Source organism: Methylorubrum sp. POS3, assembly GCF_043352485.1.
GTDB classification, from domain to species: Bacteria; Pseudomonadota; Alphaproteobacteria; order Rhizobiales; family Beijerinckiaceae; genus Methylobacterium; species Methylobacterium suomiense.
In genome coordinates this window covers 1,810,367-1,833,530 of the sequence record NZ_JAPRBT010000001.1, presented here as the reverse complement: position 1 = coordinate 1,833,530, position 23,164 = coordinate 1,810,367, and the positions used below count along the sequence as shown (strand labels likewise).

Sequence of the window (23,164 nt, the reverse complement as noted above, 5' to 3'; positions counted from 1 at the left end):
ACAATGCCCGCCATCCGCCAACCCGCACCGCACCGCGCCACCGCGCTGACGCTGGCAGGTCTGCTCGTCGCGGCCACTGCCCCGGCCTCGGCGCAGAGCTTCCTCGGCCGCGGTGCGCCGCAGGTCCTCACCGTTCCGGACGGCCCGTCGGCCAGCCGCGGCCCCGCCCGGGCGGGCGTGGAAACTGGCCCGGTGGCGCCGGCTCCGGCGGCGGCGCTACCGCAGCGCCCGTTCCCGGCCCTGTCGGCGGGGCTGCGGCTCAGCGGCGAGGAGAGCAGCCTGCAATGGCCCGTCTACCTGACGGAGGCGCAGGCCCGCGAGCGCCTGCGCCTGCGCATCGGCTATCTCGCGGCGATCTCGGTGGTGCCCGACGTGTCCTTCCTGACCGCGACGGTCAACGGCGTCGCCATCGGCCGGAGCGAGATCAAGGCGCCGGGCGCCATCCGCATTCTCGAATTCGACATCCCCGCCGATCTGCTGAAGCCGGGCTACAACGCCGTCGCGATCAGCGGCGTCCAGCGCCATCGGGTCGATTGCTCCCTCGACGCGACCTACGAGCTGTGGACCCAGATCGAGCCGGCCTGGACCGGCCTCGTCTCGGCGCCGGGCGCCATCGGGGCGGCTTCGCTGCGCGACCTCCCCGCCATCGCCCCCGACCATCGGGGCGTCGTCCCGATCCGCATCGTGCTGCGCAACCGGCCGGGCTTCGCCACGTTCGAGCGCCTGATCGGGCTCGCCCAGCGGGTCGCGCTCGCGGGCGGATTCTCGCAGACGGCGGTGGAGTTCGCCGCCGAGCCGGGGGGACCGGCCGGCCTCGACATCGTCGTCGGCGCCTCCGATGGGGACGCCGCCGATCTCACCCGCCAGCCCGTGACCTTCGAGCCGGCCCAGGGGGAGCGGGCGGCCCGGATCCTCGTGGCGGGCGACGCGCCCACCGACATCGATGCGGCGATGCGCATCCTCGCCGCGACGGCGACGCGCGATCCGGCCGGCAGTTCGCAGGGCCTCGGCGCCCTCGCCCAGGCGCGCGGCGTCCGCATCCGCAGCGGCGAGACGGTCGCCCTGTCGACGTTGGGACATCAGGGCCGGGATTTCGCCGGTCGCCTGTTCCGCACCGGCTTCGACGTGACCCTGCCGACGGATTTCGTGCCGGCGGATTACGATCGGGTCGCCCTCGACCTCGCGGGCGGCTACGCGGCGGGCCTGGAACTCGGCGCGCAGATCGTCGTCGATCTGAACGGGCGCAACGTGGCGAGCCTGCCCCTGGCCCGCGCCGACGGCGATGTCTTCCGCGATGCGACCGTGGCCCTACCGCTGAGCCGTTGGCGGCCCGGACGCAACCGCGTCGAGATCAGGGCCCTGCTGCCGACCGCCTCCGACCGGGTCTGCGAGGAGGGGCCGGCGCGTCGGCGGTTCCTGCTGCTCGACCGCTCCACCCTGACGACGCCGCGCCTCGCCCAGGCTCTGCGGCTGCCGGACCTCGCCGCGACGCTCGGCGGGGGCCTGCCGAAGGTCGCGCCCGAGCTTCGCCCGCGCCTCGTCGTGCCGAACCCGGATCGCGAGTCGATGTCGGCCGCGGCGACGCTCGCCGTCCAGATGGCGGTCTCCGCCGAGAAACCGATCGATTTCGAACTCGCCAACGATCGCGCCCTCGAAGGGCGGACCCCGACCGTCGTGGTGGCGCCCGCCCGCTCCCTCGAACCTGAGATCCTGCGGGCGGTGGGACTGAACCCGGATCGGATCCGCCAGATCTGGGAGGGACGGGCCGCCACCGCGCCGCTCGGCGCGCCGACGCGCCGCGTGACCGTCATGGACGGCGCCAGCCTCGACCGGCTGCGCAACGACCGCCCGCCGGCCTGCACCCTGCCGGCCCCCGGACCCCATTCGCCCAACCCGGCCCTGACGCGCACCCGCCCGGCGGCCTCCGAACCGGAAACCCACGATCTCGCCTCCGAGTGGACGAGCCGACCGTCGGCACAATCCCGTCTCGCCGATCAGGCGGCGGCCTTCACGGCGAGGCTCACGGCCGCAACGCGGGACGGCTGGAGCACCACACTCGGCTGGGCCGAGGATCAGGTCCGCGAGCCGGAGATCGAGGTGAGCGCGCAGGCCTCCCTCATCGTCGGTCAGGGCTTGCCGGGCCGCGATCCGAGTACGCTGCTCACCGTGTTCACCGCACCGAATGCCGCGAGCCTCCAGGCCTCCGCCCTCTGCCTGACGACTCCCTCGATCTGGAACCGGATCGAGGGCCGTGTCGCCACCCTCGACGCCGCCGACGGGACGCTCAGCGTCCACGACGCGAAGCAGGTCCGCCTCGTCGAGACCGGTCCGCCCTCTCTCGGGAATCTGCGTCTCGTCGTGGCCGGCTGGTTCTCCACCAATCCGAGCCTCTTCGTGCTGATCCTGTTCGCGGCCGCGATCAGCCTCGGTCTCAGCACCTCGGCGATGCTGCGCAACGTGGGGCGCGCGAGCGCCGGCGGCACCGGCCGGATCGGACACGGGAACCGGGAGGACGAGCGATGATGGCGGACCGGACCCGCGCCCTGGCAGCCGCGCTGCTCATGTCCCTCGCGCCCGCGGCCGTCCTCGCCCAGGCACCGGCCGAGCCAGCCCCCACCGAGACGCGGCCGCCCGCCAAAACCCTTCCCGAAAAGGCCATTCCCGAAAAGGCTCTTGCCGAAACCGCCGAGACGCTTCCCATGCTGAACAGCCTCGGAAACGTGCCGGGCTGGCGCCGATACAAGACGCGCTTCGTGACCGATCAGGGCCGCGTGGTCGATTCCGGGAACGGGCGCATCAGCCACAGCGAGAGCCAGGGCTACGGGATGCTGCTCGCGGTGGCGGCCGGCGACCGCGATGCCTTCCAGAGGATCTGGGGCTGGACGCGCGCCAATCTGATGGTGCGGGACGACGCGCTGCTCGCCTGGCGCTGGGAGCCCGACAAGCGGCCCGCCGTCGCCGACATGAACAACGCGACGGACGGCGACATCCTGGTCGCCTGGGCCCTGGCCGAGGCGGGGGACGGCTGGTCGGACGAGAGCTATCGCCTCGCGTCGCGCCGCATCGCCGTCGATATCGCCCGGCGCACGGTCCTCTTCCGGTCCGAGGGCCCGCCGCTCCTGTTGCCGGCCATGAACGGCTTCTCGGCCGAGGATCGGCCGGACGGTCCGGTGATCAACCTGTCCTACTGGGTGTTCCCCGCCTTCCCCCGGCTGGCTGCCGTGGCGCCGGAATTCGACTGGGATCGCCTGAGCGCGGCGGGGCGGGATCTCCTCCTGCGGGCGCGTTTCGGTGAGGCGCGCCTTCCGACGGAATGGATCTCGATGCGGGGCGGCCAGCCCCAGCCCGCCTCCGGCTTCCCGCCGGAATTCTCCTACAACGCCGTGCGGCTGCCGCTCTATCTCGCCATGGCGGGTGTCGGGGAGCGCCGCTATTACGAGCCGCTGCTGGCGCTGTGGGCCGACGCGGACCAAGCCGGGCTGCCGATCATCGACACCGCGAGCGGTGCCGTGGCCGGACGCATGAACGAGCCCGGCTACGCGGCGATTCCCGCCCTGGTCGCCTGCGCGGTCGACGGGACGCCGCTGCCCGCGGACCTGCAGGAACCGGCCGCCTCCGAGAACTACTACCCCGCCACCCTTCATCTCCTGGCCTTAACGGCTGCCAACATGAGGTACCGGCCATGTCTCGGCCGCTGATCCCGCCGCGCATTGCCGGGCCGGTCCTGCTCGCCATCGTCGGAAGCTTGGCCTGCCCGCTGACGGCGGCCGCGCAACCGGCTCCGGTCCGCTCCGGCGTCCTCCAGCTCGACGAACGCCGGGCCCCGGTCATCCTCGAAACGCCGCAGGCTTCGGGTGGCGCCGAGATCATCGACGAGAGCGCGTTGCGGTTCTACGCGGCCCAGCGCCAGGGCGAGCGCGTCCAGGCCGAGATCGCGCGGCTGCGCCGCCGCCATCCGAACTGGACGGTTCCGGCCGATCTCGACACCTTGAAGCCGAGCCCGCCCGAGGAAGCCCCGATGTGGGATCTCTTCACGGCGGGGCGCTTCGACGAGTTGCGCCAAGCCATCAGCGTGCGCCAATCGGCGGATCCAGGCTGGCAGCCCTCCGACGATCTCGCCCGCAAGCTCAATCGCGGAACCCTGCGCAGCGCCGCCCGTACGGCGGTCCGGGACGGAGCCTGGGACGACATCATCGCCCGCATGAAGGCCTCGCAGGAACCGATCCAGAATCTCGACATCGACATCGCCTGGACCTTGGCGGAAGCCTATGCCCGCACGGGCGACATCGCCCAAGCCTCCGCGATCTACGGCGTCCTTCTCAAGGAACAGACCGACTCGGCCCTGCGTCTCGCCACGGTTCAGAAGGCCATGGCGACGATGCCGATCGCGTCCGTCGAACCGCTCCTGGCCACCGGAATCCGGGGAGCGGACGGCATCGACGAGTTCCGGGCGATCCGCCCCGACGTGACGCGGGCCCGCATGGCGGCGACCCTCCATGGGGAACAGGCCGGGCGGATCGAGCCCGCCGATCTCGCCGTGATCGGCGAGCAGGCCCGCCGCCTCGGCAACCCGTCCCAGATCGCCCTGCTCGGCTGGTACGCCTATCATCGCCGGCAGTTCCGCGAAGCGCTCGAATGGTTCAAGCTGGCCCAGAGCCGCGGCGGCGATGCCGCCGTGGCGACCGGCCTAGCCCTGTCCCTGCGCGATCTCGGCCAGAGCCGGGAGGCGGAGGATGCCGCCTTCGCGTGGCGCGCCGCGTCCGTGACGAATCTCGCCCTCTACCTCGACATGGTGGAGCGCATCCTGGGCGAGAGCGCGGGCTCCGCCCTCGAACCCGAGCGGCTCGACCGCTTCGCCAAGGTCGTCCTGGCGGCGAATTCGGCCGAGGGCGCGCAGGCCTTGGGCTGGTACGCCTACAATGCCTGCCAGTTCGACGCCGCCGCCGACTGGTTCCAGCGGGCGGTGAGCTGGAAGCCCCGCGAGGCATCCGTCCTCGGCTACGCCCTCAGCCTGTCCCGCCTGAAGCGGACCCGGGAGTACCTGGAGATCGTCAATCGCTACGACGGCTTGTTCCCCAAGGTGGTGGGTCTCATCTTCGCCGAGCCCGATCCGCAGGCGCGGGACACCGGCCCCTGCGCCGTGGCGCCGACGGCGGCGCCGACCGCCGCCGCCCCCGCGAAGGTGAAGGTTCCCAAGCCGGCTGTCGCCGCCACGACCGCCATCCGCCCGCTGCCGGTGCTGCGCGGAGAGTTTCCGATCGCCGTCGCCGCCGAGAATCCGCTGCGCCTCGGCGAGCCCGGATCCCTGCCCGGCCGTACCCGCGACGGCGAGTATCTCCGCGAGGTGCGCAGCACCCCGCCGCTGGTGGCCCGCCGCGTCGTCGGCGTCGGCCCGATGCCCTACGAGCGCTACGGCTTCACGTTGCTGGCAGGCTGGAACGGCACGGATCGGGCGAGCCTTCAGGCTGGACCGCCGGCACCGGCGATTGGTACGCTGGCGCAGGCCGAAGCATCGAAATCCGTTCAGACGGGCGCGTCGCGCTCGCTCCAAGTCCGGGACGGCCAGCGTTTCGCGCCGCTCGACACGGCGGCTGCGGGACGCGGCGAGGCGCGCATCCCAGGACAGGACCGATGACCGAAGCGACGCTCTTCCCAGCCCGGCATCGGCCGACCGGACGGACGGTGCTGCGGATCGGCGGCGTCCTGCTCGGCCTCACGCTGGTCGGGGCCTGCCAGACCTCGACGGCCCGCCGGGCGGGGCCACGATACGAGACGGCGTTCAGCACCCTGCCGACGACCGGCAACCGGCCTCTCGTTTCCCTGCCGAACAGCGGTGGCGCCGCCTCCGTGACCGAGACCCAATCGAGCGCCGGACTCCGGCAGCGCATCATCCTCGGACAGTCCCGCGGTCGGATCGATCTGACCATCGCTTCGGGCCGCACCTGGGACGATCCGGCGATGGCGAAGCCGAGCCGGGCCGGCATCGCTGCCGAACTCGCGAGCCTCGAAGGCGGTCCCTATCGGATCCTGCGCCGGCCGGTGCACAACGCCTACGGCCCCTTGGGCGTCGCCCTGGGCGAGGGCTGCGCCTATGCGTGGCAGTGGATCGACGGGCTCGAGCGGGTCGAGCTGGGCCGCGGCGCCCTGCGCGGGCCCGTCTCGGCCTCGCTGCGCGTTCTCCATTGTCGCCCGCAATTCAGTGCCGAGGCGCTCCTCGCCGATCTGGTGCGGATGCGGCTCGGCCCGACATCCGATCCAAGCGCGGGACTGCGCCGCCGTCGCCTCGCGACTCCGAAGCCGCGGACGCCGCAGCCCGTCGAGGCCGCCGCGCCGACCGTCCCGGACGCGCCTGCTCCGGCCGCCCCGGCCGTCGCGGTGAACGGAAGCCGCACCCTCGTAACCGTTCCGCAGGGAGCGCCGAACCCGCCCTATCTCGCGCAGCCCGCTCCGGTCGCCACGACGCAGCCGGCCGTGCCGACGGTCCCCCGCCCGGCGTCCACCGGCGGCGCGCCGGATCGGCCGCGCTTCCTGACCGATGCGCTGCCCCCGTCGCGGCCCGGGCCCGGCGCCCCCTCCCCCGACTCGACATCGCCCGCGGCCGAATCCTCGACCCGCACCGGCGGCGCGCCGAGACCTCCTCAAGGGTGGTGAGACAGCCGGTTCCGGTCCGGACTAGCCTGTCGTCTGCACGGTGCGGGGCGGCGGTCGCGGATGGAGTCTGCGACGCCGATTTGGACCGTTGAGTCGCCCATACAGGGCGCGAGGCAAGTCGCGTCACGTCTCGGATCTCGCATCCATATCCACCATCGACTCATCGCCGACATGACCGGAACTTGCGGACGTGGGTGAACGCGGCGTGCGATGATGTTACGATTAAATCGTGTCGCGGATGTCGGACGAGAGCACGGGCCATGCGGACCACCCAATCCCTGAGCATCACCCTGCCTCACGAGATGGCACAGATGGTCAAGGCCAAGGTCGCGGCGGGAGAATACGCGACGGAAAGCGAGGTCATCCGCGACGGGCTGCGGGCCCTGCAGGCGCGTGATGCGGCGATGGAGCGGTGGCTCAACGAGGAGGTGGTCCCGGTCTATGACCGGGTGGTGGCCGGTACGGAACCGCTCGCGCCCGCTGACACGGTGCTGAGCGGTGCGGCCCAACGTTACCGGGCACGGAAATCCAAAGCCGCCAAGGCGTGATGCCACACCACGTTCTGTTCTCGGCGCAGGCGCAGGCCGATTTCGATGAGCTGTATGCCTTCATCGCCGATAGGGCCGGAGAAGCGACAGCAGAAGCTTACATGGCCCGCTTGGATGATTACGTCCGCGCGTTCGGTCAGTTTCCGGAGCGCGGCACCCGATACGATCACATTCGGCCTGGGCTGCGCATCACGGGCTTCGAACGTCGCGTGTCGATTGCCTTCACGGTACGGGACGGTGCCGTGATCATCCTGCGGCTTCTCTACGCCGGACGTTCCTTGGAATTACCTCCCGAGTGAGGGGAGAAGCGTGCATTCGTCATGGATCTGGCACGGCTGGGATGGACGGCTTTCGCCCCGCTAAGGCGCGAGCCCGGCATCAAGTAAGCAGATCCGATCCAACCTGAGAATCATCCTCCGCCGCGCGCCTCACGCCCCCGGCGGGACCGGGATCGGGTAGAACCGTGCGCCGGCGGCGGCGGCGAGCACCTCTACCGCACCCACGGTCGAGGCGCAGCCGGAGGCGTGGACGGCGTCCGTGGTGCGCAGGGTCGGCACGTGGGCCGTGAGCGGGCCGGGGCGCACGTCCGGCGGGCGCTGGCGATGGCGGTCGGCGGCGAGGGTGATGCGGTTGACCCCGGTCGCCCGCAGCCATTCCAGCGCCGGGCGCATGTAGAGGTCGAGGGGATCGCGCGCGCCCGCCACGAGGCAGATCTCCCGGGCCGGCTCGATGTAGCGGGCCGCCCGGGCGATCGCCCAGATTCCGGCGAAGCCCGTCTCGGCGGCGACCAGCACGAGGCGCCCGCCCCCGGGCCGGTATGTGCCGTGGCCGAGGGGGCCCTTGGCTTTGACCGGCAGGCCGGGGACCGGAACGGCACCGAACAGCGCTTCCAGATCCTCCGGACACTCACCGCGCAGATGGAAGACCAGTTCGTTCAACTCGGCCCCGCCCTCGACGCTGAGGGTCGGCGCGAGCGTCACCGGCCGCCCGCCTTCGAGGGTGAGGCAGACCTGATCGCCCGGCTCGAAGGCCAGGCGCTTGTCCAGCACGACGACGAGTTGGAGGATGCGCGGCGCGAGCGCCGTCACCACCTCGACGGTGCCGGTGCGACGCAGGAGCGCCCGCGCCGGTGCCTTGGCCGGATGGATCAGGGGGGTGGCGTCGGGCGCCGAGACGGTCGGGCTCTCCGCACGCCGGGCGCGGGCCGTCAGGCGCCGCGCCGCGGGTGCCGCCGCCTGTCCCATCAGGACGGAACCGTGCAGGCCCTGCATGGGCGCGATCACGCCATCGGCCAGGGCCATTTCGAGGGAGGTGTCCCCCGGAGAGACCCGAAGGGTCTGGCCGTTCACGACGAGGGAGCAACGAGCGCTCGTGGGAGCACGCATGGCGGGCATCCCGCTCCGAATTGTCTTGTGAAAGGGGTAGGTCGATCGATCCGCCGCCCCGCAGGGCGAGGCGTCAGAGTCCGCCGTGAATCAGGCGTCCCACCAAGCCGGCCCAGCGCTCGCGCTCGGCCCGGGCCTCATCCCCGAGGGTGTCGGCAGCGGAAAGCCCCAGGCTGGAGCGCAGGGCCTCGCTCTCGCGGCGCTCGGCGGCGAGCGCTGCCTTCATCATCAGGACTTCCATGCGCAGGCGCAGGAGGTCCTCGGTCGCAGGGGCGGCCGGAGCGACGCTCTCGTCTGCCGGGGTCGACGCGGTCACGTCGGGAGCGATCGGCCTGGGGCGGGCGGCCTCAGCGATGTGAGCGTGGATCGGGCGCGCCATCAGGCGCCGCACCGCGCTGCTCCCGTTGACCGGCTCCCTGCGTCTGTGCGCCTCGTTCATCGGTCATCCTCGGGCCGGTTGGGCACGCGCATCGGCGTCCCATGAACATGGCGATGACCTTGCTCTCGTATGGTTAAGGGAGATTTAAAAAAACCGGACGGCCTCAGCCGCACCGTCGCGCGATCAGGCGGCCTCGGGCGCGGCGCCGACGAGTTGGCGGGCCTGAAGCATGGTCATCGGCTCGCCGAAGGCCGCGCCCTGAGCGTAGTCGCATCCGAGTTCCTGCAGGCCCTGCGCATCCTCCTCGGATTCCGCGCCCTCGGCGACGACGGACAGGCCGAGTTCCTGCGCCATCCGCACCAGGGAGCGCAGCATCGCCGTACGGCCCTGCCCCATCTGACGCACGAAGCTCTGGTCGATCTTGAGGGTGTCGAAGGGGAAGCGCTGAAGATAGGCCAGGGCCGAGTAGCCGGTGCCGAAATCGTCCAGGCAAAGTCCCGCGCCGAGATCGTGGATGCGCGTGAGCATCTGGGCGGCGTATTCGGGATTCTCCATCACCAGCCCCTCGCTCAGTTCCAGCTTGAGCGAGCCCGGCAGCACGCCGGTGCGGGCGATCACCGTCTTCACGTCATGCAGGAGATCGTGGCGCAGAAGCTGACGCGAGGAGACGTTGACCGAGGCGAAGATCGGCGGCTCCACATCGAGCGAGCGCTGCCACGCGGCGAGTTCGAGAGCCGTGCGCTCGATGGCGAAATTGCCGAGGGCGACGATGACGCCGATCTCCTCGGCCACCGGCAGGAAGGTCGCGGGCGCGATCCGCCCGAGCTTGGGATGGTCCCAGCGCAGCAGCGTCTCGAAGCCCGCCACCGTCCGGTCTTCCAGACGGACGATCGGCTGGAACAGCACGCGGATCTCGTTGCGCTCCAGCGCCTTGCGCAGGTCGGCCTCCAGCATCAGCCGGTCGGACGGGTCGGTGCGCATGTTGGCGCGGAAGATCTCGATGCGGTCGCCGCCGCCGCGCTTGGCCTGGATCATGGCCATCTGGGCGCTCTTGACCACTTCGTCACGCTTGGGCTGGCCGGCCGTGCCTGGCCCGGCATCGTGCAGGGCGACGCCGACGGAGACCGTGAGGAACACCTCGCGGTCCGCATAGGTGACCGGGGTGGCGATCACCCGGCGGATCATCTCGGCGAAGGCGAGGATGCGGTCGGGCTCGCGCTCGGAGAGCAGGATCACGGCGAACTCGTCCCCCGCCACCCGAGCCAGCGTGTCCTGCGGGCGCAGGAGCCGCCCGAGCCGGCGCGACAGGGTGAGCAGAATCGAGTCGCCCGCCGAGAGGCCGATGGCGTCGTTGATCGCCTTGAAGCGGTCGATGTCGATCACGATCACCGCCGGCTTCAGGCGCGGATCCTGGCTCGCGAGCGCCAGGGCCGCGTCGAGCCGGTCGTGCAGCAATTCGCGGTTGGGCAAGCCGGTGAGGCTGTCATGCACGGCGTCGTGCAGCAGGCGCTCCTCGGCGGTCTTGATCTCGGTGACGTCGCTGATGGTGCCGACGATGCGGATCACCTCGCCGTCGGTGCCGATCACGGGGCGGGCCTTGAGCCGGTACCACGCGTAGGGCCCGGCCGCCGAGCGCAGGCGGAAATCGTGGACGATGCGACCGCGCCGCTCCTCGATCACCGTGTCGAGGGCCGCCGAGTAGCGCTCCACGTCGAAGGGATGCAGGAGCCCGAGCCAGTTGGCCGCCGGCCCTTCCAGCGCGCCGCGCTTGAGGCCGAGCTGCGCCTCGATCTCCGGTCCGGCGAAGACCCGGTCGCCCGGCACGTCCCAGTCGAACACGATGTCGCCCGCGCCCATGAGGGCCAGCGCCCGGCGCTCGGTGTCGGAGACGAGACTGTGGCTCAAACCCCCGCCCGCGAAGGCGTGCTGCATCACGGTGAAGCCGATCAGCATCACGATCAGCACGAGGCCGCCGATCAAGGCCGGCTGGACGAGGTCCGAGCCGATCTGCCCGGTGATGGCGAAGCCCGCCGCCACCACCCAGAACAGCAGCAGCAGCCAAGTCGGCACGAGCAGGATCGCCCGGTCGTAGCCGTTATGGACGGCGAGATAGAGGATCAGGAGAAGCCCGACCCCCGCCACCGCCGCGATGGAGATGCGCGCCACGCCCGCCGCGACGGGGGGATCGAACACCGCGAGCCCGACCAGACCGGCGAGGAAGACCAGCCAGAAGAAGGCGACGTGGCTGTAGCGCACGTGCCAGCGCGACAGGTTCAGGTAGGCGAACAAAAAGACGAGGAGCGTCGCCCCGAGCACCGCCTCGGCGGAGGCGCGGTAGATCCGCTCGGCGCCCTCGGTGACGGGGAAGACCCGTTGCAGGAAGCCGAAATCGATGCAGGCATAGGCGAGCACCGCCCAGGACAACGCGGCGGCGGCGGGGAAGATGATCGCCCCCTTCACGACGAAGATGATCGTGAGGAACAGCGCCAGCAGGCCGGCAATGCCGATGATGATGCCCTTGTAGAGGGTTAGGCCCGACGTCTTCTTGCGATAGGCATCCTGGTCCCAGAGATAGACCTGCGGGACGTTGGGGCCCTTCAGCTCCGCGACGTAGGTGACCGTCGTGCCCGGATCGATGGTGATCAGGAACTGGTCGGCGTCCAGGCTCTCGTCGCGCTCGGGGCGGATGCCCTCGCTCGCCGTGATGGCGGCGATGCGCGAGCCGCCGAGATCGGGCCAGACCACGCCGGAGCCCACGAGGCGGAAATGCGGGGCGACGAGCAGGCGGTCGATCTGCTCGTCGGTGTCGTTGGTGAGCGCGAACACCATCCAGTCGGGCCGGGCGCCGGGCTCGCGCGCCTTGACCGCGATGCGCCGCACGATCCCATCCTTGCCCGGGGCGGTGGAGATCTGAATCAGGTCACCGTCCGAGCGGTAGCGCTCGATCATCGGCGTGAGATCCACCGCCGGCGCGTCGAGGGTGACGCGCACGGCCTCGACCGCGCGGGCGGGCGTGAGAGCCCCGAGGAGGCCGACCATCAGGCCAGCCAGAACCGTCAGGGCCGCGAGGGCCGGGGACAGGGTGCGCAACGGGCTTTTCTTGGACCGGCGAAGGCGAGGCGGCGGGACGGGATGACGGCGAAGCGGTCGGCCAGAGTCGTATCGGCGGAGCCCTGCCCTCGCAAGGCGCCCGCACGAGGGCGCGGAACCCGACCCACCGCTCAGTTGAGGTCCGCGGCCTGAGCGGATCGCGCGGCTTTGCGGCCAAAACAAGCCGAGCCCTCGCCCGCTTGCCCGGCGCCGGGTAGAGCGGGGGCATGATACGCCCGGACGACATCCACCCTCGGCCGCCCGCCATCCCGCAGCGGGAACGCATAGGCAGCCGTTGCGTCGGGGCGCGCGCCGCATGAATCTCGCCCCGTTCCTCGCCGTCCCGCTGGCGGCCGGGCTCTCCGCCGGGTTGATCGTGCTGCTGAGGCCTCTGCTGCAGCGCTACGCCCTCGCCCGGCCGAACGCCCGATCGAGCCACACGGTGCCGACCCCGCAGGGCGGCGGCATCGCCATCGTCGGCGCGGCGCTGATCGCGACGATGCTCCTGGCCGCAATCGCCGGTCTCGGGCGCGGCGGCCCGGAATTGCCGGTTCTGGCGCTCGCCGTGCTGCTGCTCGCCGGCATCGGCGCGGTCGACGACATCCGTCCATTGCCGGCCTCGATCCGCCTTGCGATCCAGGCCGGAGCGGTCGCCGCCGTCGTGACCACGGCCCAGGGGCGCCTCCTGCCGGACGGGCTGGTCTGGCTGGAAGGGCCGGCGGCGCTCGTCGCCGGCCTGTGGTTCGTCAACCTCGTCAACTTCATGGACGGGCTCGACTGGATGACGGTCGCCGAGTTCGTGCCTCTCACAGCCTTCCTCGCCGGCCTCGGCATCGTCGGCGGATACGCGGCCGAACCGGCGCTCGTCGCGGGCGCCCTGCTCGGCGGGCTTCTCGGCTTCGCCCCGTTCAACCGGCCCGTGGCGCGGCTGTTCATGGGCGATGTCGGCTCGCTGCCCGTCGGCCTGATCGTGGCGTGGCTGCTGTTTCGTCTGGCCGCCGAGGGCGGGCTCGCCGCCGCGCTGATCCTGCCGCTCTACCCCGTCGCCGACGCGACGCTGACGCTGCTGTGGCGGCTGCGGCGCGGCGAGGCGATCTGGCAGGCGCATCGCAGCCATTTCTATCAAGTGGCCACGGTGAACGGCGCCTCGGTGCCGCAGGTGGTGGCCCGCGTCTTCGTCCTGCAGAGCGCCCTGGCCGGGATCGCCCTCGTCACCTTGCTTTGGCCGTCCTGGCCGGTCACGCTCGGAGGCCTCGCCCTGGCGGCGGGGCTGGTCGCGGGGCTTCTGCGCCAGTTCGCGGCACCGCGACGAGCGGCACAGGGAGATGGGGCGTGACGGGACGACTGATCGCGCTGACCGGGGCGACGGGCTTCATCGGGCGTCATTTGCTCGCCGCGCTCTCGGCCCGGGGCGACCGGGTGCGCGTGCTGCTGCGCCGGCCCGTGGCGGTGCCGGAGGGGGCGAGCAGCGCGGTGGTGGGCGATCTCGCCCGGCCGATGAACATGGCCGCCGCCCTCAGCGGCGTCGATGCCGTGGTGCATTCGGCGGGTCTCGCCCACGCCATGTCCGGCGCGCCGGAGGACGATTTCCGCAACTCGAACACCGAGGCGACGCGCAAGCTCGCCGAGGCGGCCCAGCGGGCGAAGGTGGGACGCTTCGTGTTCCTGTCGTCGATCCGTGCGCAGTCCGGCCCCAGTGCCGCGACCCCGCTCACCGACGCGGATGCGCCGGCCCCGACCGATCCTTACGGCCGCTCGAAGCTCGCGGCCGAAGAGGCGCTGGCCGAGATCGGGCTCGACTGGGTGGCGTTGCGCCCGGTGCTCGTCTACGGCGCGGGCGTGAAGGGCAACATGGCCGCACTCCTCCGGCTCGCCCGCTCCCCCTACCCGCTGCCGCTGGCGAGCCTGACGGGCCGCCGCTCGCTGGTCTCGCTGGAGAGTCTCGCCGGCGCCGTGGTGGCGGCGCTCGATGCGCCGGCCCCGATCGGCCGCCCGCTGATCGTGGCCGATCCCGATCCCCTCACCCTGCCCGAGATGATCGCCGCGATGCGCTCCGGCCTCGGCCGAGGGCCCGGCCTGCTGCCTTGCCCCACCCCGCTGATCGACCTCGCCTGCCGCACCACCGGACGGCAGGAGGTGTTCGACCGCCTCTCCGGCTCGCTCGTCGCCCGCGCCGATGGGTTGGCAGCCCTGGGCTGGCAGCCGGTGCAGACGACGCGCGACGGGCTCGCGGCCCTGGCGCGGGCCGGTGGCTAGAGGATCGGCCCGAAAGGGGAGAGCCGGCTTTCGGGCCGATGCGATGCAAGACCTTCGATCAGCGTACGCCGCCGCTGGCGACGACGTCCTCGCCGGTCACCCAGCGGGCGTCGTCCGAGGCGAGGAACGCGACGACCCCGGCGATATCGTCCGGCTGGCCGGCGCGGCCCAGCGGCGTCTGCGCGATGAGGCCGGCCTCCATCTCCGAGCCGATGACGCCGGCCGTATGGGTTCCTTCGGTCACGACGAGGCCGGGACTGACGCCGTTGACGCGGATCCGCCGCGGTGCCAGCTCGTTGGCGAGGACGCCGGTGATCGCGTTCAGCGCGCCCTTGGTCGCCGTATAGGCCACCGTGGTCGGCATGTGGACGCGGGTGGCCGCCGACGAGATGTTGACGATGCTGCCGCCCTCTCCGAGATGCTGCGCGGCGGCGCGCGTCGTCAGCAGGACGCCGAGCACGTTGATGTCGAACAGGCGGCGGTAATGCTCCTCGGTCACCTCCTCGATCGGCGCGAATTCGTAGACGCCCGAATTGTTGACGAGAATGTCGAGCCGGCCGAACTGCCCGACCGCCGCCTCGATCAGAGCCTGCGCCTCGGCGGCCCGGGATACGTCGCCCTGCACGGCGATCGCTTGGCCGCCGGCCGCCGCGATGGCCGCGACGACGGCGTCCGCTCCCGCCTTGCTCGACGCGTAATTGACCACGACCTTCGCGCCGTCCCGTGCCAGCGCCTTGGCGATCGCCGCACCGATGCCTTTCGAGGCGCCCGTCACCACGGCGACCTTGCCATCGAGCTTTGCCATGTGTGTTACCCTTCCGCGGGGATCGGCACCGGATCGGTCGCCCTTGTCCCATAGTTCAGAAATTCGGAACTAAGGGAGCGCGGTTCAAGACCCCATATGGATGAATGATGCGACCGCTGTTTCACCCTGCGATTGAGGACGTACGGCCGGAAGCGATCCTGCATGCCCTCGCCGATCCTGCCCGCGCCGCGATCTTTGCCAGCATCACGCAGGCCGGCTGCGTTCAGGCCTGTTCAGCCGTGTCGTCGCTCGGCGACCGGGTGATCCCGAGATCGTCGCTGTCGAGCCACTTCAAGGTGCTGCGCGAGGCGGGACTGATCCGATCCGAGCGCCACGGCGTGGAGATGCGCAACCACTCGCGCTGCGCCGAAGTGGAAGCGCGCTTCCCCGGTCTGCTCTCGGCGATCATGAACGCCTATGCCGGGGCGAAGGCGTGCGAGGCGCCGACTTAGGGCCGTCGAACCGATCGACCTAGAGGGGGGCCGCCACGGCCTGCGTCGGCGCGGAGGGGACGCCCGCCGTCGGAACGCTGCGCGCCCGATGGCGGAAATCCGGGATCGCCTCTTCGAACACCGCCTCGGCCGCCGCCCGGTCGCCGGCCGCCACGGCCTCCCGCAGGCGAAGAATCCAGGCATCCAAAACGGTGCGGTCGGCGAAGACCGGCTTGGCTGCCATCACCCCGTCGATGCCGTCGAGCGTCACCCGCGGCTCCTCGCGGGCGAAAAGGATCTCGTTCAGGCGCTCCCCCGGCCGCGCGCCGGTGACCTGAATCTCGATATCCTCGTCGGGCTCGAAGCCCGCGAGCCGGATCATCCGTTCGGCCAGTTCCCGGATGCGGACGGGCTGGCCCATCTTGAGGACGTAGACCGCCGCACGCTGCTCGCCCGTGGCGCCCCGCCCCTCCGCATCGGCGTGGGAGGCGGCGGTGAGCACGAGGTCGGAGGCCTCGCGCACGGTCATGAAGTAGCGCACCATCTCGGGATGGGTGACGGTGAGCGGGCCGCCGCGGGCGATCTGCGCCTTGAACACCGGCACCACCGAGCCGACCGAGCCCAGCACGTTGCCGAAACGCACGGCGATGAGGCGGGTCGATCCCGTGCCTGCCTGCTCCGCATCGTGGGCCTGGGCCACCATCTCGGCGAAGCGCTTGGTGACGCCGAGCTGCGAGACCGGCTCGATCGCCTTGTCGGTCGAGATCATCACGAGCGCCCGGGCCCCCGCCGCCACGGTGGCCGCGGCGACGTTGATCGAGCCGAACACGTTGGTCTTGATGCCCTCGGCCCAGTCGCGCTCCAGATACGGCACCTGCTTGAGCGCGGCGGCGTGGAACACATAAGTCGGGCGGAACGCGGCGATGACCGCGCCGAGCCGCTCGGCGTCGCGGATATCGGCGATGGCCCCCTGCACCTCGGCCTCGGCCTGGAGCAGGGCCGGGCTGTTCAGCACGCCGTGCAGCGCCGGCTCCGAATTCTCGATCACGAGGAGGGCCGAGGCGCCGAAGGCCACGGCGCGGGCGCAGATCTCCGAGCCGATCGAGCCGCCACCGCCGGTCACCACGACGCGGGCGCCGGCCAGGAACCCTTCGAGGCGCGGCCGATCGATGGCGACGGTGGGGCGCAGCAGCAGATCCTCGATCTCCAGGGGCGCGAGTTCGGCGTCCCGCATCCCCTCGCCGAGGCTGGTGACGCGGGCGAGCGGCAGGCCGAGCCGCCGGGCACGGGCGATCAGGTCGTCGGGCTCGGATTCCGGCGCCAGGGCGCTCGGCGTCGCGACGAGGCGGCGCACTGGCAGGCCGCGATTGCCGAGATCGGCCACCACCTGCTCCAGATCCCGGAAGCCGCCGAGCACGGGCACGCCGCGCATCATCTGTCCGGCCTCGTCGGCGCGGGGCGACAGGATCCCCTTGGGAGAGAGCCGCTTGACCGAGCCCGACTCGATCGCCCGCAGCACCACCTCGATGTCGGCGCCCCGCCCGAGCAGCAGCGTCGGCGTGGTGGCGGTTCGGGCGTGGCTCTGCCGGGATCGGGCGTATTTGAGGTAGCGAAAGGCGAGGCGGGGACCGCCGAGCAGGAAGACCTGCAGGACCCAGTAGAGCAGGATGGCGATCTTGCCGAAGAAGTAGAACCCGTAGAGATTCGCCGAGACCAGCACGTAGTCGAGGATGAGCAGCGTCAGCGCCATCACGCTGGCGGCGCGGACGATGCCGGCGAGATCGGGCAGCGAGGCGAAGCGCCACTTGGTGCGGTAAAGCTTGAACCACGCGTAGATCAGCGCCGCATAGGCCAGGAACGGCGGGAGCAGCAGCGGCAGGGCATGCAGGCGCTCCGCCAGCAGCTCGCCTTGGAAGCGAAAGACGAACGTCAGCACCACGGCCGCCGCGGTGGCGGCCAGATCGTGGGCGACCATCACCGCCGTCTTGAGGGTGCGCTTCTGCATGGTGCTTTTTGTGAATGCGGGCCGCGGTATCGACGTCGCTCCGGGGGATGTCAACGCGGCCCCTTCGTCGGTCGTGCTTCGTTCTGGCATCGAGAGGGGGCCAACCGTCCGCTTCCGCTCCCGCGCAGCCGATCCGAACAGGATGGGGGAGATCCGCCGCCCTCGCCACCACTTCCCGGAACAGTTGCGGTCTCGTTCGACCCGGTTCCTCGGAACCTTTCGCCCGACCAAGCAAGAAGGATGTCGACGTGCGTGAGCGCCCGCTCCGATAATCTGTGCGTTTCGTCACACGGACGATGAACACAACCCAAACGCGTGGGTTGGACCACCATGAGCAAAACACACAATCACATGACGATGCGCAAGGCCGCTCTCGCGGCGAGCGCCTTCCTCGGTCTCGGCGTCCTCGCGGCGGCTCCGGCTGAAGCGCGCGGAGGCTTCGGCGGTGGCGGCTTCCACGGCGGCGGCGGGGGCTTCGGTGGCGGTCGCGGCTTCGGCGGTGGTCGCGGCTTCGGCGGCGGCGGTTTCGCGGGTCGCGGCTACGGCGGTGGTTACCGTGGGAGCGGGTTCGGAGGATACCGGGGCGGCTACGGTGGCTACCGCGGCGGATATCGCGGTGGCTACGGTGGTTACCGTAGCGGTTACGGTCGGGGCTCCAGTCTCGGCCTGGGCCTCCTCGGCGGCCTCGCTCTCGGCTCAGCCATAGGCTACGGCGGCTATGGTGGTGGCTATGGCGGGTACGGGGGTTACGCTCCGGTCGGCTACGGCGGCTACGACGACGGATACGAGAGTTACGGCTATCGCCGCCCGGTCTACGGCTACGGCGGCTACGGTGCCTACGGGTACTGAGCGCTTCCCAGCGACGACGATCAGGGCCGCCCTCGGGCGGCCCTTTCCATTGGCCGATAGCCGGCGCGAAGGGTCACGCATCATCGGTACGGCCCACCACGCCCACACGAAGCCTTTCGGCACCCGCTTCGAAGTTCGGCGTGGGCGCCCGGTTCACCCGACCGCGCGCTTCGCCCGGGCCAGCGCGGCGTCCGCATCCCCCATGTCCGGCGCGTCGATGTGGCGGTAGCGCGCCTGGATCAGGCCGAAGGCGCCGAAGGCGAAATGGCCCGCGGCAACGACCGCGAGCAGCACCCAGCCATAGGGCTGCGCCCTCAGCGCGGCGAAGGCACCGGACAGGCCGTGCGCCTCGGACGGCCCCTGCGTCCAGGCGGCGGTGGCGAGGAAGCCCGCGATGATGAGGAACACGACGGCGCGCGCCGCGTAGCCGAACCGGCCGACGGGCTTCGCCCAGCGCTCGCCGTCGCCGGGCAGCGACAGCCGGTCGGTCACATTGCCCTTCCAGGCCTTGGCTGCGTAGGCGAACCCGGCCGCCGCCACGCCCAGAGCCGCGAGCCCGACGAGCCAGGGCCCGAAGGGCTGGCGCAGGAGCCACGCGGTCCAGTCCTGCACCCCGTCCCCGCCGGCGGAGGCTCGGCCGATGCCGAAGGCGAGCCGGCCGGCGGTGAGGGCGAGGCCGGCATAGACGACGGCGCTGATCAGGTGCGCTCCCCGCACCGCCAGCGCCTTGGGCGCATTGCCACGATGGTCGGCATCGGTGACGCCCTCGACGAGGCGCCAGAGCGCAAATCCCGCGAGACCGAGGGCGATCAGCCCGACCACGACGGCACCGAACGGCCCGCCGAGCACGGCCCGCAGCGCGCCTTTGCTGTCACCGGCCGCGCCGCCTTGGCCGAGCGCCGCGAGCAGGGCAAGGACGCCCACGACGCAATAGACGAGACCGCGCGCTCCGAAGCCGAAGCGGGCGAGATGTTCGAGGGCGTTGTCGTTCCGACTCCAGGCCATCCGGGTCAGTCGCGCTCACGCGCGGGCTTGCCCGCCAGCGCCACGTAGAAGCCGAGCCCGTCGCCCGCCGGCAAGGTCTGCAGGCGCTCGATCCAACCCCGTCGCTTGGCGTCCAGCAGCAGGCGCCCGACCGGCTGGAACAGGGTTTCGCCCCCGCCCTCCGGCGGTGCGGCGAGGCGCACCGCCACCGTCTTGCCCTTGGCGAAGCGGCTGCGCTCCAGCATGTCGCCGATCGAGGCCTCCGCCGTCGGGCGGTTGGCCTTGCGCAGGTCGAGCACGGATTCGGCGTCGGTGACGCCGAGGGAGCCGCGCAGCTTGTTGGCGTAGAAATCTTCGAAATGGGGCAAGGGCGGACCGCTCGCGTCAGAAGTCGATGTCGTCATAGATGTCGGCAACGGCGAGCCGGCCGCCGAGTTCAGGCAGATCGATCGTCTCGCCGGGGCCACGGGCCTGCTTCGTCCAATCCCCACACGCTTCTCGGCGCCACGCTTCGATGCGCGGCTCGTCCTGATAGACGATCAGGAACACCCGAAGCGAGGCGATGCTACGATAGAAATCGGTTTTGCGGCCGCGGTCGCGGCTCATGGTCGAGGGCGAGAGCACCTCGGCCACGAGGACGGGATCGCGGGCGTAGCCGTCGGACCGGCGCGGTCCACATCGCACGACGATGTCCGGGATCGGAGCGAAGTTGTCCATGGCGTCGCTCACCACCGCAATCCCAGGCACGGCACGGCATCCCCGATCGCGACCCAAATCAGACAGTTTCCGCGCGAGGTTCAGGACGATCTCCTGATGCCGCTCGCTCGGCGGCGCCATGAGCATGGGTTCTCCGTCGATGAGCTCCCAGCGCTCCTCGTCGGGCCGATCCGCGACCCAATCCCGATACTCCACAACGCCCATGCCGGGGTCGCGCCGAACCGCAAGCGCCATCGAGGGCCTCCGAGACCACGCGGGATGCTAGCACCCGGCCGGGCCTCGGCAAACCGGCGCCGCTCACACGGCGAGACGCGCATAGACGTCCGCGACCGAGAGAGAGCCGCCGAGTTCGGGCAGCGCGATCGTCTCGCCGGGGCCGGCGATCGTCATGGTCCACTCGGCCTCACGCCGCCAGACCTCTACCCGCGCCTCGTCCTGATAGATCAGAAGAAGCGTCCGAAGGGACGGGATCGACTGATAGAAGGCTGCTTTGAAGCCGCGATCGTTGATCATGGTGGAAGGCGAAAGCACTTCAGCCAATAGCAGCGGATCTTGAGCGTAGCCGTCCGGCAGCTCAGTCCCACAGCGGACAAGAACATCCGGGATCGGAGCGTAATCGTCCATAGCTTCGCTTAAGACAGCGAGGCCGGTTTGCGCCCAGCATCCCCGTGGATCAGCGAGGTCGCCGAGCGCGCGAAGAAGGTTGTAGACGATGCGGTGATGTCGATCCTTGGCGGGCGCCATCATCACCGGCGCGCCGTCGATCAGCTCCCAGCGCTCACCTTCGGGCCGGGCGGCCACCCATTCCTTGTATTCGGCCACCCGCATACGGGTGTCGCGCCGAACCGCAACAGCCATCGCCCGAGCCTCCGCCACAAGACCTGCAGCGTAGCATCGCGGGGCCGCCCTGTCGCGGGCGGCCCCGTCTCACCTCAGCGGTGGACCAGCACGTTGCGGAACTGCCAGGGATCGCTCGTGTCGATGTCCTCGGGGAACAGGCCGGGGCGGTCGGTGAGCGGGGTCCAGTCGGTGTAGACCCCGACGACCGGGCCGAGATACGGCGTCTGCACCTCGAGGCAGCGGCGGAAATCGATCTCGTCGGCCTCGACGATGCCGGCCTCCGGGTTCTCCAGGGCCCAGACCATGCCGGCGAGCACGGCGCTGGTCACCTGAAGGCCCGTCGCGTTCTGGTAGGGGGCGACGCGGCGGGTTTCCTCGATGGAGAGCTGCGAGCCGTACCAATAGGCGTTCTTCTCGTGGCCGTAGAGCAGCACGCCGAGCTCGTCGATGCCGTCGACGATCTCGTTCTCGTCGAGAATATGCTGCGTCTCCTGCACCTTGCCGGCATTGCCCCACATCTCGTGGAGCGAGAGGACGGCGTCGTTGGCCGGGTGGTAGGCGTAGTGGCAGGTCGGGCGGTAGACCGCCTCACCGTTCTCGCGCACGGTGTAGTAGTCGGCGATCGAGATCGCCTCGTTGTGGGTGACGAGGAAGCCGAACTGCGCGCCGACGGTGGGCACCCAGGTGCGGACGCGGGTGTCGGCGCCGGGCTGGAGCAGGAAGATCGCGCAGCGCGAGCCCTTGGTCTGGCCCTCGGCATTCGCCGGCTTCCAGGTCTCGTGCGTGCCCCAGCCGAGCTCCGCCGGCTGGTTGCCCTCGGAGACGAAGCCCTCGACCGACCACGTGTTGACGAACACGCCCATGGGCTTGGGATGCTTGGCCCGCTGGGTGTCGCGCTCGGCGATATGGACACCCTTCACGCCGACCTTGTGCATCAGCGCGGCCCATTCCTCGCGGGTCTTGGGCTCGGGATCGGTGACGCCGGTATCCTTGGCGATGTTCAGGAGCGCCTGCTTGACGAACCAGGACACCATGCCGGGATTGGCGCCGCAGCACGACACCGCGGTCGGGCCGCCCGGCGACGCACGACGGGCGTCGAGAATGTTCTCCCGCAGCGCGTAGTTGGTGCGGTCGGCCTGACTCGCAGACTTGTCGAAATAGAAGCCCGACCAGGGCTCGGCCACGGTGTCGATGTAGAGCGCACCGAGTTCGCGGCAGAGCTCGAGGATGTCGCGCGACGAGGTGTCGACCGAGAGGTTCACGCAGAAGCCCTGGCCGCCGCCCTCGGTGAGAAGGGGGGTCAGGACATCGCGGTAGTTTTCCTTCGTCAGCGCCACCTGCTCGAAGCGCAGGCCGTGCTGCTCGGCGAGAGCCTTGTGCGCGTCGGAGGGCTCGACCACCGTGAAACGGTTCTTGTCGTAGGTGAAATGCCGCTCGATCAGGGGAAGCGTGCCGCGACCGATCGAACCGAAGCCGATCATCACGATCGGACCGGTGATGTGGCCGTGGACGGGCCAATCCTTCTGCTGACCGTCGGACATGTGGAACCCTCCTCGTCGGGCTGCTCGTCGTATGAGAGCGGCGTCAGTGATGCCTGGAAGTGACGAGCGGATGACGGTTCGGCGCCACGCGGTCAACAGGGCGAGACAGGAGAACATTGCAAAACTGTGAAGGTCTCGGCGCGTCGGCATGACCTGCATGCAGGTCTGCGGCGGACATCCCATGGGGCGCGCCCATCGGAGAAGCGCCTATATTGCACCGCAACAAGGGAGCGACGCCCAGGATCCAAGCCGCACAGGGGATCCGAGCCCATGCTGACCATTCTGACCGCCCAGCCCGTAAACCCGGAGGTCGAGACGATCGACCGCGATCCGGGCATCATCACCCTCCTCGCCGCCCTCGTCCGCAGCGCCCGTCGATCTGCGGGTGGTCGCGCGGGCGAAGGGATCGGCCTGTTCGCCTCGGCCACGGCCTGGCCGCACAACGCTCGCTGATTCTCTCGGAAGGCACGGCACGGCCGATGGATCGGCAGTATCGTAGGCCTATCCAACCCAATCCCCCTGCCCCTGAGGGGCGTCGCCGAAGGCGGAGCCTCGAAGAAGGGCTCCAGCCAGCCGCACGATCCCTGGAGACCTCCTTCGGGGCCGCTTCGCGGTACCTGAGGATGAGGGGGATGGGTGGGAGAGCCTTGGATATGAAACGGGCAGGAAAGGCACCCGCCTCC

General features: G+C 70.7%; 21 protein-coding genes. 11 read left to right on the top strand and 10 right to left on the bottom strand.

Translation table 11 applies throughout. The features are described from left to right. The first annotated feature begins 3 nt into the window (after positions 1-3). From OWC43_RS08775 to OWC43_RS08750, 6 genes are all read left to right on the top strand, one after another. Entirely contained in the window at positions 4-2,523 is a 2,520-nt protein-coding gene (locus OWC43_RS08775) for a cellulose biosynthesis cyclic di-GMP-binding regulatory protein BcsB (protein WP_393956383.1), read from the top strand. Then, positions 2,520-3,698 (top strand): glycosyl hydrolase family 8, encoded by a 1,179-nt coding sequence (locus tag OWC43_RS08770; RefSeq protein ID WP_393956382.1) that lies wholly within the window; start codon positions 2,520-2,522, stop codon positions 3,696-3,698. The genes OWC43_RS08775 and OWC43_RS08770 overlap by 4 nt, the downstream gene beginning before the upstream one ends. Next, entirely contained in the window at positions 3,683-5,635 is a 1,953-nt protein-coding gene (locus tag OWC43_RS08765) for a hypothetical protein (RefSeq protein ID WP_393956381.1), read from the top strand. The genes OWC43_RS08770 and OWC43_RS08765 overlap by 16 nt, the downstream gene beginning before the upstream one ends. Next, a complete protein-coding gene (gene bcsN, locus OWC43_RS08760; protein ID WP_393956380.1) occupies positions 5,632-6,651 on the top strand; it encodes a cellulose biosynthesis protein BcsN in 1,020 nt (339 codons plus the stop codon). The genes OWC43_RS08765 and bcsN overlap by 4 nt, the downstream gene beginning before the upstream one ends. 260 nt (positions 6,652-6,911) lie before the next feature. Then, entirely contained in the window at positions 6,912-7,199 is a 288-nt protein-coding gene (locus OWC43_RS08755; protein WP_137830359.1) for a type II toxin-antitoxin system ParD family antitoxin, read from the top strand. Further along, entirely contained in the window at positions 7,199-7,498 is a 300-nt protein-coding gene (locus tag OWC43_RS08750) for a type II toxin-antitoxin system RelE/ParE family toxin (protein WP_137830358.1), read from the top strand. Before OWC43_RS08755 ends, OWC43_RS08750 begins: the two co-directional genes overlap by 1 nt. A 129-nt stretch (positions 7,499-7,627) precedes the next feature. On the opposite strand, the gene OWC43_RS08745 is transcribed toward OWC43_RS08750, so the two are convergent. From OWC43_RS08745 to OWC43_RS08735, 3 genes are all read right to left on the bottom strand, one after another. Continuing rightward, positions 7,628-8,584, bottom strand: a complete 957-nt coding sequence (locus OWC43_RS08745; RefSeq protein WP_393956379.1) for a ferredoxin--NAD(+) reductase — start codon at positions 8,582-8,584, stop codon at positions 7,628-7,630. A gap of 73 nt (positions 8,585-8,657) precedes the next feature. Next, positions 8,658-9,023: a hypothetical protein gene (locus OWC43_RS08740; protein ID WP_393956378.1), complete on the bottom strand. Its 366-nt coding sequence runs from the start codon at positions 9,021-9,023 to the stop codon at positions 8,658-8,660. Positions 9,024-9,146: 123 nt separating this feature from the next. Then, a complete protein-coding gene (locus OWC43_RS08735) occupies positions 9,147-12,002 on the bottom strand; it encodes an EAL domain-containing protein (RefSeq protein ID WP_373324337.1) in 2,856 nt (951 codons plus the stop codon). Positions 12,003-12,369: 367 nt separating this feature from the next. Between OWC43_RS08735 and OWC43_RS08730 the strand changes: the two genes are divergently transcribed. Together OWC43_RS08730 and OWC43_RS08725 are read left to right on the top strand one after the other, a co-directional pair. Continuing rightward, positions 12,370-13,389, top strand: a complete 1,020-nt coding sequence (locus OWC43_RS08730) for a glycosyl transferase (RefSeq protein ID WP_393956377.1) — start codon at positions 12,370-12,372, stop codon at positions 13,387-13,389. Continuing rightward, positions 13,386-14,309 (top strand): NAD-dependent epimerase/dehydratase family protein, encoded by a 924-nt coding sequence (locus OWC43_RS08725; RefSeq protein WP_393956376.1) that lies wholly within the window; start codon positions 13,386-13,388, stop codon positions 14,307-14,309. Before OWC43_RS08730 ends, OWC43_RS08725 begins: the two co-directional genes overlap by 4 nt. Before the next feature lie 58 nt (positions 14,310-14,367). On the opposite strand, the gene OWC43_RS08720 is transcribed toward OWC43_RS08725, so the two are convergent. After that, entirely contained in the window at positions 14,368-15,114 is a 747-nt protein-coding gene (locus OWC43_RS08720; protein ID WP_393956375.1) for a glucose 1-dehydrogenase, read from the bottom strand. 107 nt (positions 15,115-15,221) lie between these two features. Between OWC43_RS08720 and OWC43_RS08715 the strand changes: the two genes are divergently transcribed. Then, entirely contained in the window at positions 15,222-15,566 is a 345-nt protein-coding gene (locus OWC43_RS08715) for an ArsR/SmtB family transcription factor (protein ID WP_393956374.1), read from the top strand. Between the two features lie 19 nt (positions 15,567-15,585). Here OWC43_RS08715 and OWC43_RS08710 read toward each other — a convergent pair whose 3' ends face one another. Next, on the bottom strand, positions 15,586-17,550 hold the full coding sequence (locus tag OWC43_RS08710; protein WP_393956373.1) for a polysaccharide biosynthesis protein: 1,965 nt from the start codon (positions 17,548-17,550) through the stop codon (positions 15,586-15,588). 330 nt (positions 17,551-17,880) lie between these two features. Between OWC43_RS08710 and OWC43_RS08705 the strand changes: the two genes are divergently transcribed. Continuing rightward, positions 17,881-18,399: a hypothetical protein gene (locus OWC43_RS08705; RefSeq protein WP_393956372.1), complete on the top strand. Its 519-nt coding sequence runs from the start codon at positions 17,881-17,883 to the stop codon at positions 18,397-18,399. 153 nt (positions 18,400-18,552) lie between these two features. On the opposite strand, the gene OWC43_RS08700 is transcribed toward OWC43_RS08705, so the two are convergent. From OWC43_RS08700 to OWC43_RS08680, 5 genes are all read right to left on the bottom strand, one after another. Then, positions 18,553-19,404 (bottom strand): DUF1206 domain-containing protein, encoded by an 852-nt coding sequence (locus OWC43_RS08700; protein ID WP_393956371.1) that lies wholly within the window; start codon positions 19,402-19,404, stop codon positions 18,553-18,555. Positions 19,405-19,409: 5 nt separating this feature from the next. Then, complete coding sequence (locus OWC43_RS08695) at positions 19,410-19,751, bottom strand: hypothetical protein (RefSeq protein WP_393956370.1); 342 nt, start codon at positions 19,749-19,751, stop codon at positions 19,410-19,412. 16 nt (positions 19,752-19,767) lie between these two features. After that, a complete protein-coding gene (locus OWC43_RS08690; protein ID WP_393956369.1) occupies positions 19,768-20,334 on the bottom strand; it encodes a Uma2 family endonuclease in 567 nt (188 codons plus the stop codon). Between the two features lie 63 nt (positions 20,335-20,397). Next, positions 20,398-20,958: a Uma2 family endonuclease gene (locus OWC43_RS08685; RefSeq protein ID WP_393956368.1), complete on the bottom strand. Its 561-nt coding sequence runs from the start codon at positions 20,956-20,958 to the stop codon at positions 20,398-20,400. Between the two features lie 74 nt (positions 20,959-21,032). Beyond that, the gene (locus tag OWC43_RS08680) at positions 21,033-22,481 is read right to left on the bottom strand and encodes a homospermidine synthase (protein WP_393956367.1); all 1,449 of its coding nucleotides are present in this window, start codon (positions 22,479-22,481) and stop codon (positions 21,033-21,035) included. Between the two features lie 270 nt (positions 22,482-22,751). On the opposite strand from OWC43_RS08680, the gene OWC43_RS08675 reads away from it, so the two are divergent. Next, positions 22,752-22,934, top strand: coding sequence for a hypothetical protein (locus OWC43_RS08675; RefSeq protein WP_393956366.1), 183 nt, complete (start codon positions 22,752-22,754; stop codon positions 22,932-22,934). Positions 22,935-23,164 lie beyond the last annotated feature (230 nt).